Below are 13700 nucleotides of genomic sequence, written 5' to 3'. Positions count from 1 at the left end.
GGGTCGGGCGCGCCCGGCCCTCCCCCTCACCCCTCCTGTATTTTAAAAACGCTCCCGGTCGCGGTCGGTGGGGGCCACCCCGCCCCCCCCGCCCGCCCCCCCCCCACGTTCGTGGGACCGGTCAGCCCTGCCGGCCCGCGTGTTCGACCAGGGTGATCAGGACCTGCTTGCCCGACGCGCGCTCGCGCGCGTCGCACAGCACCACCGGCGTTCCCTCGTCGAGGTCGAGCGCGGCCGCCACCTCCTCCGCGCTGTAGTCGCGTGTGCCGTCGAAGCAGTTGACGGCCACGACGAACGGCATGCGCCGGTGCTCGAAGTAGTCGATCGCCGGGAAGGAGTCCACCAGCCGCCGGGTGTCCGCCAGCACCACCGCGCCCAGTGCCCCCTGGGCGAGCTCGTCCCACAGGAACCAGAAGCGGTCCTGGCCGGGCGTGCCGAAGAGGTAGAGCGCCAGCTCGTCGTCGACCGTGATGCGGCCGAAGTCCAGGGCGACGGTGGTCGTGCGCTTCCCGGCGACGCCGTCGAGGCTGTCGGTCGGGCGGCCCGCCTCGGTCAGGATCTCCTCGGTGTTCAACGGCCGGATCTCGCTGACCGCACCGATCAGGGTGGTCTTGCCGACTCCGAAGCCGCCGGCCACGAGGATCTTCAGGGCGATGAAGGGGACGTCAGAGGGCTCGGAGTCCATCGATCACTCTCTTGAGGATGCGCGGGTCGGGGAGTTGAGCGGCGGGTACGGGAGGGCTGACCCGGACGAGGCCGGCCCCAAGCAGATTGCCCAGCAGCACCCGTACGACGGCGAGCGGCAGTCCCGCGTCGGAGGCGATGTCGGCCACGGGCCGGGGGCGGGGACTGCAGAGCCGGTGGATCTCCGACTCCTCCGGCGAGAGCACCGGGCCTCGTTCGGGGCGCGGGCAGCCGTGGACGACCGTCATCAGGTCGAACGTCTCGCTGCCGGTGGACCGTGCCCGGCCCGAGGTCATCGCGTAGAGGCGTACCAGCGGACCCGCCTCGTCGTCGTACCACCGCCGACCCTGATCAGTCATCGACGCGCGACGTCGCACCCGCGTCACCGCGTGCCGGAGTGCCGAGGTGGGCGCCGACGCGCTTCACCAGCCGGGCCATCTCGTACGCCACCAGGCCCACATCGGCACTCGCGTCGCTGAACACGGCGAGACAGGAACCGTCGCCCGCGGCGACGACGAAGAGGAAGCCGTCCTCGAGCTCGACCAGGGTCTGGATGACCTGGCCGGCCCCGAAGTGGCGTCCGGTTCCCTTGGCGAGACTGTGGAACCCGGAGGCGATGGCGGCGAACCGCTCACCGTCGTCCCTGGTCAGTGCCGCCGACGTGCCGACGGGCAGCCCGTCGCCGGAGAGGACGACCGCATGGTGGATCGCCGGCACATGCCTGACCAGTTCCTCCAGCAGCCAGTCGAGTTCACCGGATCGGTAGGGGTTGCCGCTCATCGGCTCTCTCCTTCGCGTTCTGTGTTGTCCCCGTGTGCGCCGCCCGGTCCTGGCACACGGTCGGCGTTGCCGCGGGCCCAGCCCGCGCGGAACGACGTCATGGCCGCCCGCGCCTGCTCCGGTGAGCGGCGAGGCCCGTCCGCGAGGGGCGGCGGATACGTCTCGGCCACCGCGGACTCCGGCCGCCGTACACGGCGCGGCAGCGCGGCTCTTCCACCGGGCGTCGGGGCATCCGGGTGCGGCGGAACGACGTCGGATGCCGGTGCCGGTGCCGGTGCCGGTGCCGGGGTCGGCCCGGGCGCGCGTTCGGCAACGGGTGCCTTGGGTTCCCGGGCGGGCAGGGCGCGGGGTTCCGCCCGCCGCGCGGGGCGACGGCGGGGCAGAACGGTGTCGTCCCCGGCCGGATCGGCCTCCTTCGACGCCTCGCTGAGGAGAGCCGTCGGCAGCAGGATCACGGCGACGACACCGCCGTACACCGAGGGCCGCAGCGCCACACGTACATCCAGGCGGTGGGCCAGGCGGTTCACCACGAACAGGCCCAGCTGCCCGCTGTCGAGCAGGTCGATCCGGCCCGTGTCCTCGATCCGGCTGTTGGCCTCGGCGAATCCGGCCGGGCTCATCCCGAGGCCGCGGTCCTCGATCTCCAGGGCGATCCCGGAGCCCACCCGCTCGCCGCCCACCCGCACCTTGGTGTGGGGCGGCGAGAAGGCCGTGGCGTTCTCGACGAGTTCGGCCAGGAGATGGGTGAGGTCGGTGACCGCGGCGCCGTGCAGTCGTACGTCGGGCACGGCGTGGACCTCCACCCGTCCGAAGTCCTCCACCTCCGCGACGGCCGACCTGACCACGTCCATGAGGGGTACGGGCTGCCGCCAGCCGCGCCCCGGCGCCGCGCCGGAGAGGATGATCAGACTCTCGGAGTGCCTGCGCATACGAGTGGTGAGGTGATCCAGCCGGAAGAGGTCCTCCAGCTCCACCGGGTCCTCGTTGCGCCGCTCCATCGTGTCGAGGAGCGCGAGCTGACGGTGCAACAGCGCCTGGCTGCGGCGCGCCAGGTTCACGTACACGCCGGAGATGCCGTGGAGGACCTGGGCGCGCTCCGCCGCCGATGTGACGGCGGACCGGTGCACGGCGACAAGGGCGGCACCGACCTGCCCGACCTCGTCGTCGCGGTGCGCGCGCAGCGGTGCCAGGGCATCGAGGTCGACGGTCTCTCCGGCATGCAGCTTTCGGATGGTCTCGGGCAGTTCACGTCCGGCGAGGGTGAGGGCGGAGTTGCGCAGGTCCGTCAGCTCGCGCACCAGCCCACGGCCGATCCGGACGGAGATGACGAGCGAGAGCAGCACACCGAGCAGTCCGAGTGCCACGGCGACGCCGGAGCCGCCGAGGGCGGCGTAGGAGACGGGGTCGGCGTCGTCGATCGCGGCCGTGCTCGCCTTCGTCTGGGCCGCGCCGAGCTGTCGGAGCACCGCGTCGGCGGAGGCGTTCCACTGGGCGGACCCGGCCACGGGTCCGGCCGCCGACGCGCCGCCCGCGGCCCGCATCCGGTCCTCGGTGGTGCGCAGCGCACGCATCGCGGTGCCGGTGAGGACGGCCCGGTACGCGGCGGCATCCGCCGGCCGCAGATCGTCCACGGCCGCGAGGAGGCGGCGCTGGGTGTGGGTCGAGCCGACGAACTCCTGGTACTGCTCACGGTCGATGCGGCCCGCCGTCTGCGCGACGCCCATCAGGGCGTCCTCTCGGGCGACCATCTCCCGGGCCCAGGCCAGTTCGAGGACGACCCGGGCCGAAGAGGCGTGCTCCGGATCGTGCAGTGCTGCCAGGGACCCCTGCACGGCGAAGGCGTGGCCGATCATGACCCCGTAGGCGTCGTAGACGTTCTGCCACGCGTCCTCGGACCCACGAGTCTCCTCGCGCAGCGCCCCCAGGCCGTCGAGGTCCGCCAGCAGTCGGTCGACACGCCCCGAGAAGTCCGCGCCGACCGCCTGGACGTCCAGGGTGCTCGCCCGGACACCCCGGCGGAGGGCCTCGGCGCCGGCATCGGTGTCCTTCTCACGACCGCCCTGGGACTCCGCCCGCTCCGCGCTCGGGGCGGCGAGGTGGCGCAGGGCTCCGGCGCGTTCCGCCTGGAGGGAGGCGACCAGGGCGTCGATCGGTTTCAGCAGGGTGGAGTTGGCCTCCTGGACGCGGCTCAGCTCCGAGACGCCGCGCGCGGTGGTGACGGTCGCGTACGCCCACAGCGCCATCAGGGACACGGCGGGGACCATCAGGAGGCAGACAATCTTCGCCCGGATCGAGCGTGGCACCAGACGTGCTCTCATCGGTTCCTCGAACAGTCAGGGGCAGGGGTGGGGGAAACGGGGGAGGCCGGCGTTCAGCGTGCCGTGGCGTCGGCCACGTGGAGCGCGGCTGCCTCGGCTGCTTCGGCGGTCTCCCTCGCGGTGGGCGACAGGGCGACGAACGCGGAGGCCAGGAAGAGGAACGACCCGAGGACCACGGCGAGGGGGAAGACGAACTCCATCGCCGTGACGCCGTCGAGGACCGTGCGGCGCGGGGTGAGCTCGATCAGCACGGCGGCCATGCCGGTGTAATGCATGCTGCTCACCGCGAGGCCCATCACCAGCGAGGCGATCACCGCGCCGGCCGCGCCCCGTACCGTGAGTGCCGCCCACAACGCGGCGGTTGCCGCGACGACGGCGATCGCGAGCGACAGGACGACCAGGGGCGGTTCGTAGCCGACGGTGCCGTTCAGCCGCAGCGCCGCCATCCCGAGGTAGTGCATGGCACCGACGCCGAGTCCTGTGCCGAGGCCGCCGAGGAGCAGGGACCGCCACCGGGAACGGCCGTAGCCGACGGTGAAGACGCCCGCGCCGACCACGGCCATCGCGACCACGAGGCTGAGCAGGGTGAGCGGAACGTCGTAGCGGATCGCCGATCCGGAGACGCCGAAGCCCAGCATGGCGACGAAGTGCATGGTCCAGATGCCCGAGGCGATGGCGACGGACGCCGTCACGAGCCAATTGCGTCGCGAACGGCCTTCGGCCGTAAGAGCCCTGACGGTGCAGCGCAGTCCGAGCGCCGATCCGACACAGGCCATCGCATAGGCAAGGACCGGGGAAAGCCAGCCCGCGCCGAAGTGGTGCAGGTGCGCCACAGTCCCTCCATTCATGGTTCGGCTTCGGAGCGATGGACGCTAACACTCCACCCGACGGCGGAAATTCGGCGAAAAGTTTCGTGACCGTGATTCGGCTCGGAAGGGTGCACTCCGTGCTGCCCTACCAGCGAGTTCAGTGATCTTCTATGCGCGTCATCCGGACAGTTCAGCGGCCCGGTGACCGGGCGATCGGAGCGTCGAGTGATGTGGATCACGGGAATTCCCGGCGGATTCTCGCCGAGGGGGACCACGGGGTCTTGACGCCGTCGCCGGAGAGGGAAAGGGAGCACCGCACGGAGTCCGGTTGACGGGGGATTCGGCTCTCCGTGCGGTGTCTCTTCAATTCTGAGTGGTACGCGGATACTTCCGTGCTGTCCTTGGTCAGGGGCCGCCCTGACGAATGTCAGGGGTCACCACGGATCGACGAACTCCTCGACCACCCGCAGACTCTGCGCGCCCGCGTCGGCGGCTCCCTTGACACAGCCGCCTCGTGACCATGCCACCAACCGGAGGAACGCCACGGACTCGGCCGTGATGACCTCACCCGGCAGCAGGACAGGGACAGCGGGCGGGTACGCCGTGACGGTGGCGGCGGAGACCATGCCCACCGCGGCCGCCGAGGGCACCACCCGGTCACCGCCGAAGAAGGCCTCGCGGACCGTGAGCCTGCCGGGTCCCGGCTCAGGCAGGGTGAGCCGCAGCGGTTCCGCCAGGTCGGCGTGGAGGGCCGGCAAGGCGTGGAGCGCGTCGAGGAACTCCTCGGCGTTCGGCTCGACCTCGGTGCCGAGCACCACCGAGAGGACCGTCTCGGTGGCGGTCTCGACGGTGACGCCGTGGCGCACCCCCGACAGTCTGCGGAGCGCCTCGTGGCCGGAGATGCCGCCGTCACGCGTATTGACCGCGATGCGCAGGGGTTCCGCCGTGGCGATTCCGCCGATGTCGGCGAAGCCCTCGTCGACCAGCGAGAACCGGCCCTCCTTCCGGACGGCCGCGCGGATGGTGACGGCTGCTTCGAGGGAGTCGAGGACGTGGTCCCAGCTGCGTGCGGGCTGTTCGGCGGGCGGCACCTCCCCGCTCGCCCGGCCGGCGAGGTCCACGGCGCGATCGATGAGCGGCCACAGCAGGTCGGCGTGCGGCCCGTCTCCCAGGCGGAGTACGGGGGTGGGGCCGCGTACGACCGTGAGGTCCGCGCCGTGGGCGAGCGCGTCGGGCAGCACCATCGGATGCCCGCCGAACAGCGGAGATCGCCAGGTCTCGTCGACGATCAGCGGGATTCCCGCGGCATGGGCGGCGTCGGCCAGCGCGCGGACATCCGCCACGGCGCCGTACCGGGTGGGGGAGACGACGTGCGCCGCGGCCACATCGGCGCTTTCCTCGGCCGCGGCGGCCAGATCCTCGGCCCGGACGCTGTGCGCGATGCCGTGGACGGGGTCGACCGACGGTCGCAGGAAGACCGCTTCGAGACCGGACAGGACGAGGCCGTCGAGGACCGAGGCGGGGGCGTCCCTCTGGACGACCATGCTCCGGCCCAGTGCGGGCACGACCAGGGCGGTGATGAAGTGTTCCAACGGGCTGCCGTGGGACAGAACCCAGGTCTTGCGTGCGGCCCGGACCTCAGTGGGGGACATGTCTGCCGTACTTCTCCCCACCGACTTCCGGCTGCCGTGAACGGTCGATGCCGTGCGGAGGGGTGGGGGGTGCGCCTCCGCACGCCATCCGTTCCATCGTCACCGGCGGGCGGCGGGCAGCGGCCTGGCGAAGGTCGGGGGTCGGCCCAGACCTTCGACAGGGGCCCACCGCCGCTACGGCTCGCCCGCGGACAGGCCCGACCGATAGGCGATCCGGGCCGCCTCGACGCGGTTCGACACCCCGAGCCTGGCCATCAGCTGCGTCACGTGCGCTTTGACCGTGCCCTCGGACATCCCGAGCTCGGAGCCGATGGCCGCGTTGGACAAGCCCCGCCCCAGCAGCCGCAGGACAGCCACCTGACGGTCGGTCAGTGAGGCGATACGCGGATCGGCCTCGGCCTCCGTCGTGTCCCCGTCCCGTGTGGTGAGGTCGATGACATGGCCGGTCACCACGGAGGCGAAGACCGCATGGCCCTCACTGATGCCGCGCAGAGCGCCGAGCAGATCGGCCGGCGGCGTGTCCTTGACCAGGAATCCGACTGCTCCGGCCGCGAGCGCCTGTTCGACGTAGTCGTCCCGCCCGAACGTGGTGAGGACGAGGACGGCCGGTGGCGACGGCAACTCCCGCAGCTGCCGGGTGGCCGCGATCCCGTCGATCCCCGGCATCTGCACGTCCATGAGCACGATGTCGGGGAGCAGACCGCGCGCCCGGTCGACCGCGGAGCGCCCGTCCCAGGCCTCCGCGATCACCCGCAGGTCCGGGCTGGAGTCGATGATCGTCCGCAGGCCGCTGCGGATCGCCGGGTCGTCGTCCGCGATCAGGACCGTGATCATGACCTGTACCTCACCCTCCCATGCTCGCCCAGCTCGCCGCCGTGGGCGACGGGGCGGCCCGAACGGGTGAGCGCCGTGGGGGGGGCCCGCGCCCGCGGGTGCGGCAGGGTACAACCCAGTCGGCCAGCCCCCCCCCCCCCCGTCCCCCCGGCCCCCGCGGCGCGGGGGTGGGCGCGGGGCGCGCCGCCGGGGGGGGCCCCGGCCCCCCCCCCCCGCGCCCGGGGTACCGGAACTGAACTACCGTGACGCCATGCCCGCGCCCCCGACGTCCCGCTGGCCACCGAGGCGCGTGGATGCCCTGGTCACCGTGGTGGTCGTCGCTCTCGGGGTCGTCGATTCCTGGGTGAAGCCTTCCGCCGGTCTCCTGACCGGGCTGCCCACGCCGGTGATCGCCGTCTGTGCCGCGGCCGTCGGCGTCACCCTGTGGTGGCGCAGGCGATGGCCGCACCTCGTGGCGAACTTCGTGATCGTCATGCACGTGGTGTCCTTCACCCCGGTGGCCCTTGCCGCCGCGATGTACACCGTCGGCAGCCTCGACCGGCGGCTGAAGGTCCTGCTGGCCTACGGCGTGGCCGGCTTCGTCGCGGGACTCGCGGGACTGCGCGGCGGGCTGCCGGACGCCGGCGTACGGGAGGCCGGCTACTCCCTGGCGGCCATCGTCGGTCCACTGGCCGTCGGGTACGCCGTCGGCGTACGGCGTGATCTGACACTGGCGGTACAGGCCCGGGTCACGGATCTGGAGCGCGAGAACCATCTCCTCGACGAGCGCGCCCGGGCCGAGGAGCGGGCCGAGATCGCCCGGGAGATGCATGACGTGGTGGGCCATCGGGTGAGCAACATGGTGCTGGCCGCGGGCGCCCTGGAGGTGGGTCCTGCCGCCGGCGCTCCGGAGGCGGTCCGTACCGCCGAACTCATCAGGTCGGACGGCCGCCAGGCCCTGGAGGAGCTGCGCGAGATCCTCGGGGTGCTCGCCCCGGCCCGGGCGGCGGCCGAGGAACCGACCGCGGCGTCGGAGCCGGAGGCGGCACCGCTGTCCGAACTGGTCGCGCACGCCCGCGAGCGCGGACAGCAGGTGGAGCTGCTCGTGAACGGCTATCCCGAGACGCTCCCGCTGCCCGTGCAACGCGCACTCCACCGCATCGTGCGGGAGTCGCTGACCAACGCCGCGAAGCATGCCCCCGGCGCCGCCGTACGAGTGGAGGTGGACTGTCGCGCCGACGGCGTCCATCTCGACGTCGCCAACACGGCGCCCACCCGGCCGCCGTCGGACGATCTGCCCAGCGGGGGGCACGGTGTCGTCGGCCTGACCGAGCGGGTGACGCTGCTGGGCGGGACACTCACAGCGGGACCGCACGACGGCGGCTTCCTCGTCTCGGCCGTCATCCCCCACCGCCGAGGAGCGCCATGACCATCCGTGTCCTGCTCGCCGACGACAACGAGATCACCCGCCGCGGGCTGTCGTGGATCATCCAGGCCAGTGCGGACATCGAGGTGTGCGGAGAGGCCGTCGACGGGGAGGAGGCCGTCGTCCGGACCGAGGAGACCCGGCCCGATGTGGTCCTCCTCGACATCAGGATGCCCAAGGTCGACGGTCTCGCGGCGCTGGAGCGGCTGCTGGCGCTGCCCGAGCCGCCGCGGGTGCTGATGCTCACGACCTTCCACGAGGACGATCAGGTGCGGACCGCGCTGCGGGCCGGGGCGGCAGGGTTCCTGCTGAAGGACACCCCGCCCGAGGAGCTGCTGCGCGCCGTCCGTGACGTCCACGCCGGCCATTCCGCCCTCGGCCCGCCCGTCGCCAGACGGCTGGTGGACGGCCTCGCCCGCAGCGCGCCGTCGATCGGCCGCGAGGAGCAGGAGCGGATCGACTCCCTGACCTCGCGCGAGCTCGACGTACTGAGGCTGCTCGCCATGGGGCTGACCAACAGCGGCATCGCGGCCGAGCTCGGCACGACGGAGGGGACGGTCAAGGGATACGTAAGTGCCGTCCTGGCGAAGCTGGGTGCGGAGAGCCGGGTCCAGGCGGCCCGGATGGCCTACCGCGCGGGGCTGGACACGGCCTGATCCGCCGGTCGTCGGCCGAGGGTGACCGTGACGCGGTGGGAGGCACCGTCCCTCGCACTCGTGTCGACGGCGAAACGGAACTCCGGCACTGTCGCGAGCACGCCGTGGTACGGCAGCTGCGGCCAGAGGTGGCCCTCGGCCCGGTCCATCGTCGCGAGGAATTCGGCGGCGGTCGCGCCCAGGCCGGTCAGCCGACGGGCGAAGTGGGGGGTGGTGGCGTCGAGGCCGGGGCCGAGCAGCAGGTTCCGCCAGCGGGCACGCTGCGCGGCGAAGGGCGGGACCGCCGTGGGGGAAGTCAAGGGCTCGTTCCGTCGGTACGAGGCGGACAGGCGCGGCACGAGAGGGAGAGGCCGAACGCGACCGTGCGGCGCCGGGGATCAGCTGCCGGCGGCGTACTCCTCGGTCAGGGGCGCGGCCGCGCCCAGGGTTGTGCAGGCCTTTCACCGGACAGAGAGCATGCGTGGCGAGGTGATCGCAGTCAAGAGGGGGTGATCGAAATTCCGTTCTTAGTGAGCAGAGTGATCGATCAAGTCTTTGTTCAAGGTCTTGCCCATTGACTCGCCGCACGATGCGCGCACCCGCAGCTCCGGCAGCAGATCGAGATGCCGACGTGCCCCTGGGGCAGCCCCGGTGGCGCGCTCGCGCACCCGCTGGAGCAGCAGCTCGGCCGCGGTTGCCCCCACCTCGTACTTGGGGGGAGCCACCGCCGTCAGGGGGAGGTCGGAGAGCGCGGCCACGTCGTCGTCGTACGCGACAAGGGCAAGGTCCTCGGGCACCCGGAGCCGCGGTGCGCGGCTGCGCAGGCTCTGCAGCAGAAGGATCGCGTCGGTGTCACTGAGCACGACGGCCGCGGAGACCTTGCGCTCGGCCGCCAGGGCGGCCAGCTGCTCGGCTGCGGCATCGATCCGCGCCATGTCGATGTCTCCGCCGTAGAGAGCGATCGGTTCGACCGGTGGACCGGATACCCCGAAGGCGCGCAGCGCCGCCTCGTAACCGATCCTCACCTGCACCGCGGTCGGGCTCTCCCCGGCGACCAGGGCGATCTTCCGGTGGCCCAGCTCGATCAGGTGGCGCACCGCCAGCCCGGCGCCCCCCGCGTGATCGGTGCAGACGTGGTCGAGCCCGGCGACCCGGGTGCCCACCTCGCCACGGCGCTCGACCAGGACCGCCGGCACGGCGAAGTCCGCGCCCGTGCTCTCGGAGCCACCCGTGCCGCTCGCCCAGCTGGGCGTGAGCAGCAGCCCGTGGACGCCGCTCTCCAGCATGCGCTCGACCTGTGGCGCGTCCTGTTCGGGCCGGTAGCCGGAGTATCCGAGGACGAGCCGGCCGCCGGCTGCCGCGACCGCCTCCCGGGCCCCTCGGATGATCTCCCCGGAGTAGTGCTTCGACTGCGGGACGACCATGCCGATCAGCGGTGCCTCCGGCTCCGCGGCGGTGGGGGGCATCTCGGGGATCGGCTGCGGCGGACGCCCCTGAGGTGCCGGCGTACCGGGCCAGTGGACGGCCCCGCGCACCCGGTCCAGGCGTCCGCTCGCCGCCAGCGCCTCCACGTCCCGGCGTGCGGTGACGGCGGAGATTCCGAGGTGGTGGGCGAGGTCGGCGACGCGCAGACTGCCGTGCTCCCGCACGAGCTCCACGATCCGCTCATGGCGTTCGTCCACCGTGTACCGCACACCGTCTCCCCGTGATCCGTAGTACCGCTCCGCCGCGGAAAATCACCCTACTCTTCCGATCACGGAGCGCGTTTCTGCACTTTCGATCAATCGATCTTGACGATCGAAAGAGTGATCAATATGGTCGCGTCATGACCATGCAGCCCTGGTTCACCGAGGCCAAGCTCGGGATCTTCGTCCACTGGGGGATCTACGCCGTCGACGGCGTGCCCGAATCGTGGTCCTTCTATGGCGGAGACCTGACACGCGATGCCTACATGAAGCAGCTCGGCGGCTTCACGGCCTCTCGCTACCGCCCCGAGGACTGGGCACGCCTCTTCGCCCGGGCCGGCGCGCGCTACGCCGTGCTCACGACCAAGCACCACGACGGCGTGGCCCTGTGGGACACCGAGCGGACGGACCTCTCCGTCGCCACCCGCACACCGGCGGCCCGGGATCTGGTGGGTCCGTTCACCGAGGCGATGCGGCGGCACGACCTTCGGGTCGGCCTCTACTACTCGCACTCCGACTGGAGCCACCCCGACTGCGCGAGCGTCAGGCCGTCCTCCCTGTACCGCCCCTGGGTGGACAACCGCTTCGCGATGCCCGCCCCCGGCGACGAGGACCCCGAGCGCTGGGAGCGCTACCTCGACGTGGTGCACCGCGGCCACATCCGGGAACTGCTCTCCCGGTACCGGCCCGACCTCCTGTGGTTCGACGGCGCCTGGGAGCGTGACGAGCGCCAGTGGCGGATGAAGGAACTGCGCGAGGAGATCCTCCGCCGTCGGCCCCGCACGGTCCTCAACGGCCGCATGCTCGGCCACGGCGACTACGCGACGCCCGAGCTCGGCGTACCGATCGCCCCGCCCGAGGGTCCCTGGGAGCTCTGTTACACGATCGGCGACGCCTGGGGGTACCAGCCCCGGGACACCGGCCACAAGTCCGTGCGGGAACTGGTGCGGGTGTTCACCGAGACCATCGGCCACGGGGGAAACCTGCTCCTCAACACCGGGCCACGGGCGGACGGCACGATCCTCGTGGAGCACGTCGAGCGTCTCGAAGGCCTCGGCGGCTGGATCCACCGCAACAAGGACGCCGTGTACGCGACGGAGCGCGGCCTTCCGTACGGCCACCACTACGTGCCCTCGATGCTCACCAAGGACCGGCGCACGCTCTTCCTCGTCTGCTTCGACGTCCCGCGCGGCTTCGTCGAGCTGCGCGGCCTGAAGAACACCGTGCGGAGGATCTCCGTGCTCGGCGGTGGAGAAGAGCTCGCCCACCGAGTCGTCGGAGGCTTCCCGTCGGCAGGAGTCCCGGGCGTGGTCCGTATCGACGCCCCGACCGTCTGCGACCCGTACGCCACCGTCCTCGCCCTGGAGCTGGACGGCGAGATCGAGCTCTACCGCGGCCACGGCGCCGGCTGACCCCGCTCGACGAAAGGAAACCCGTGTCCCGAGCGGCGACCGACGCCGACCCGCTGTACATGCGGGTGGCCGACCAGATCTTACGAGAGGCACGCAGCAGAACGGTTGCCGCATCCGGTGCCTCCGGACTGCGCAGGATTCCGAGCGAACGACTCCTGTCGGCCTCGCTGGGCGTGAACCGGCAGACGGTGCGGCGCGCCCTGGAGCACCTCCGCACGCGCGGGCTGGTCCGCACCGACAGAAGCGGCACCTACGTGCACACCGCCGACAACCCCTCGGAGAGGGCGGCTGTGGGGACGGCTCCGCAGCAACTGTTCCCCGGGGGAGCCGACTTCAGCAGCCTGACGGTCCGCTCCAGGGCCACGCTCTCGTACGAGCCCGTACCTCCGCCGGTCGAGGCGCTCCTGGGGCTCGACCCCGACGCTCCCACGCTCGTCCACCGGCATCGGATCGTGCTCGGCTCGGAAGAAGTCGTGCAGCAGGCCGTCTCGTACTTTTCACCCACGGCGATCGCCCACGTGCCCGGACTGAGCAGACGTGTGCGCCGGATCCGCCATGAGCCCCGCGAAAGCCAGCCGGATCTACGCCACCTCTATGTGTGGATGGCCGAGGCCGGCCTCAGGCCCGTACGGCGGGACCGAGTGTGGGTGAACCCGGCTCCGTCCGACGACCTGTGGCTCCACGTGCGCCAGCTGGTACACGACCAGCACAACCGGTTGCTGGAGGTGACGGACTTCCGGATCGACCCCCGGCGCGGGGAGCTCGGCTACGAGTTCCGCCTTCCCGATGCCGCCGCCTCCCCGGCACCTCCCCGGGGGGCACTTCAGTCGGGGAGGGAGGGGACGATCGCGAGGACATCGAAGAGGCGTGCGAGGCGTGGATGAGCGGGACGATCCATCCGGCCCCGCGACGAAGTGCGCCGAACTGCTTGGCGGTGGGCCGCCACCGTGACCCGGGGCGAGGCCTGACGCTCCGTATGGTCGGGCCTTTTCGGATGAGTGCGCTTCCTCCCCGAGGGCGAAGCCCCCTCTTCGTCTGAAGATTTCGGCGCCCGACCTTTCGCAGATGTGTGAGCAGGAGACGGGGGCACATCGGTGGTAGCGGGCCCGTTCGACCAATCCGCGCCGAGGGCCCTTCCCGATGATGTGAATGGGAGACCGGCAGCGGGGTAGGCGGAATTTCGGCGGGACGTGAACAAGCACTCCGACGAGGTCGGTGACGCCTACCTGGTCGTGGACACCGGTGTGGATCTTCGGGAAGGAGGTCCTCCTGCCGGCGAGCACGGTGACCCGGGTCGTTCCGGAGGACGGGAAGATCTTCGTCGACCTGACCAAGGATCAGATCAAGGACGCCCCCGAGTTCCACCGTGAGAAGCACCTCGGCGACCCGGGGTACCGCGAGGAGCTGGGCACGTACTACGGCTTCCCGCCGTTCGGCGGCCGCCCGCTCTGATCACCGGGCATGACAGGGGTGTGGGGCCCGAACC

The 13700-nt window shown here is 71.7% G+C and carries 13 protein-coding genes and 1 pseudogene; 5 read left to right on the top strand and 9 right to left on the bottom strand.

What is annotated here, in order from left to right; translation table 11 throughout:
* Positions 1-121: 121 nt before the first annotated feature.
* The 7 genes from ACFVZW_RS33805 to ACFVZW_RS33775 form a co-directional block, all read right to left on the bottom strand.
* Positions 122-685, bottom strand: coding sequence for an ATP/GTP-binding protein (locus ACFVZW_RS33805; protein ID WP_384529654.1), 564 nt, complete (start codon positions 683-685; stop codon positions 122-124).
* Positions 666-1043, bottom strand: coding sequence for a DUF742 domain-containing protein (locus tag ACFVZW_RS33800; RefSeq protein ID WP_384529651.1), 378 nt, complete (start codon positions 1041-1043; stop codon positions 666-668). The genes ACFVZW_RS33805 and ACFVZW_RS33800 overlap by 20 nt, the downstream gene beginning before the upstream one ends.
* On the bottom strand, positions 1036-1464 hold the full coding sequence (locus ACFVZW_RS33795) for a roadblock/LC7 domain-containing protein (protein WP_384529648.1): 429 nt from the start codon (positions 1462-1464) through the stop codon (positions 1036-1038). Before ACFVZW_RS33795 ends, ACFVZW_RS33800 begins: the two co-directional genes overlap by 8 nt.
* Entirely contained in the window at positions 1461-3782 is a 2322-nt protein-coding gene (locus tag ACFVZW_RS33790) for a nitrate- and nitrite sensing domain-containing protein (protein WP_384529646.1), read from the bottom strand. Before ACFVZW_RS33790 ends, ACFVZW_RS33795 begins: the two co-directional genes overlap by 4 nt.
* Before the next feature lie 53 nt (positions 3783-3835).
* Positions 3836-4615 carry an MHYT domain-containing protein gene (locus ACFVZW_RS33785; protein WP_384529643.1) on the bottom strand — a complete coding sequence of 260 codons (780 nt, stop codon included), beginning with the start codon at positions 4613-4615 and terminating at the stop codon, positions 3836-3838.
* Between the two features lie 410 nt (positions 4616-5025).
* Entirely contained in the window at positions 5026-6243 is a 1218-nt protein-coding gene (locus tag ACFVZW_RS33780; protein WP_384529641.1) for an amino acid decarboxylase, read from the bottom strand.
* Positions 6244-6417: 174 nt separating this feature from the next.
* Positions 6418-7077 carry a response regulator gene (locus ACFVZW_RS33775; protein ID WP_384529639.1) on the bottom strand — a complete coding sequence of 220 codons (660 nt, stop codon included), beginning with the start codon at positions 7075-7077 and terminating at the stop codon, positions 6418-6420.
* A gap of 250 nt (positions 7078-7327) precedes the next feature.
* Between ACFVZW_RS33775 and ACFVZW_RS33770 the strand changes: the two genes are divergently transcribed.
* Positions 7328-8485, top strand: a complete 1158-nt coding sequence (locus ACFVZW_RS33770) for a sensor histidine kinase (protein ID WP_384529636.1) — start codon at positions 7328-7330, stop codon at positions 8483-8485.
* Positions 8482-9138, top strand: coding sequence for a response regulator (locus tag ACFVZW_RS33765; protein WP_384529633.1), 657 nt, complete (start codon positions 8482-8484; stop codon positions 9136-9138). Before ACFVZW_RS33770 ends, ACFVZW_RS33765 begins: the two co-directional genes overlap by 4 nt.
* On the opposite strand, the gene ACFVZW_RS33760 is transcribed toward ACFVZW_RS33765, so the two are convergent.
* Together ACFVZW_RS33760 and ACFVZW_RS33755 are read right to left on the bottom strand one after the other, a co-directional pair.
* The gene (locus tag ACFVZW_RS33760) at positions 9111-9437 is read right to left on the bottom strand and encodes a hypothetical protein (protein ID WP_384529630.1); all 327 of its coding nucleotides are present in this window, start codon (positions 9435-9437) and stop codon (positions 9111-9113) included. The two genes, ACFVZW_RS33765 and ACFVZW_RS33760, sit on opposite strands and share 28 nt — an antisense overlap.
* 207 nt (positions 9438-9644) lie before the next feature.
* A complete protein-coding gene (locus tag ACFVZW_RS33755) occupies positions 9645-10811 on the bottom strand; it encodes a substrate-binding domain-containing protein (RefSeq protein ID WP_384529627.1) in 1167 nt (388 codons plus the stop codon).
* Positions 10812-10942: 131 nt separating this feature from the next.
* On the opposite strand from ACFVZW_RS33755, the gene ACFVZW_RS33750 reads away from it, so the two are divergent.
* From ACFVZW_RS33750 to ACFVZW_RS33740, 3 genes and pseudogenes are all read left to right on the top strand, one after another.
* Positions 10943-12214 (top strand): alpha-L-fucosidase, encoded by a 1272-nt coding sequence (locus ACFVZW_RS33750; RefSeq protein WP_384529624.1) that lies wholly within the window; start codon positions 10943-10945, stop codon positions 12212-12214.
* 23 nt (positions 12215-12237) lie between these two features.
* The gene (locus ACFVZW_RS33745; protein WP_384529621.1) at positions 12238-13098 is read left to right on the top strand and encodes a GntR family transcriptional regulator; all 861 of its coding nucleotides are present in this window, start codon (positions 12238-12240) and stop codon (positions 13096-13098) included.
* Positions 13099-13404: 306 nt separating this feature from the next.
* Positions 13405-13666: pseudogene (locus ACFVZW_RS33740) on the top strand (PRC-barrel domain containing protein); the annotation flags it as partial.
* Positions 13667-13700 lie beyond the last annotated feature (34 nt).

Origin of the sequence: Streptomyces sp. NPDC059567, assembly GCF_042735655.1 — a bacterium.
Classification (GTDB): domain Bacteria; phylum Actinomycetota; class Actinomycetes; order Streptomycetales; family Streptomycetaceae; genus Streptomyces.
The sequence above is the reverse complement of the archived record's forward strand: the minus strand, read 5'-3'. Positions and strand labels throughout refer to the sequence as shown.

What these genes read in the sequence shown, in the direction of transcription:
- ACFVZW_RS33750 (WP_384529624.1), top strand. Translation starts at nt 10,943, where the DNA reads ATGACCATGCAGCCCTGGTTCACCGAGGCCAAGCTCGGGATCTTCGTC.
- ACFVZW_RS33805 (WP_384529654.1), bottom strand. Translation starts at nt 685, where the DNA reads ATGGACTCCGAGCCCTCTGACGTCCCCTTCATCGCCCTGAAGATCCTC.
- ACFVZW_RS33800 (WP_384529651.1), bottom strand. Translation starts at nt 1,043, where the DNA reads ATGACTGATCAGGGTCGGCGGTGGTACGACGACGAGGCGGGTCCGCTG.
- ACFVZW_RS33795 (WP_384529648.1), bottom strand. Translation starts at nt 1,464, where the DNA reads ATGAGCGGCAACCCCTACCGATCCGGTGAACTCGACTGGCTGCTGGAG.
- ACFVZW_RS33770 (WP_384529636.1), top strand. Translation starts at nt 7,328, where the DNA reads ATGCCCGCGCCCCCGACGTCCCGCTGGCCACCGAGGCGCGTGGATGCC.
- ACFVZW_RS33775 (WP_384529639.1), bottom strand. Translation starts at nt 7,077, where the DNA reads ATGATCACGGTCCTGATCGCGGACGACGACCCGGCGATCCGCAGCGGC.
- ACFVZW_RS33780 (WP_384529641.1), bottom strand. Translation starts at nt 6,243, where the DNA reads ATGTCCCCCACTGAGGTCCGGGCCGCACGCAAGACCTGGGTTCTGTCC.
- ACFVZW_RS33765 (WP_384529633.1), top strand. Translation starts at nt 8,482, where the DNA reads ATGACCATCCGTGTCCTGCTCGCCGACGACAACGAGATCACCCGCCGC.
- ACFVZW_RS33790 (WP_384529646.1), bottom strand. Translation starts at nt 3,782, where the DNA reads ATGAGAGCACGTCTGGTGCCACGCTCGATCCGGGCGAAGATTGTCTGC.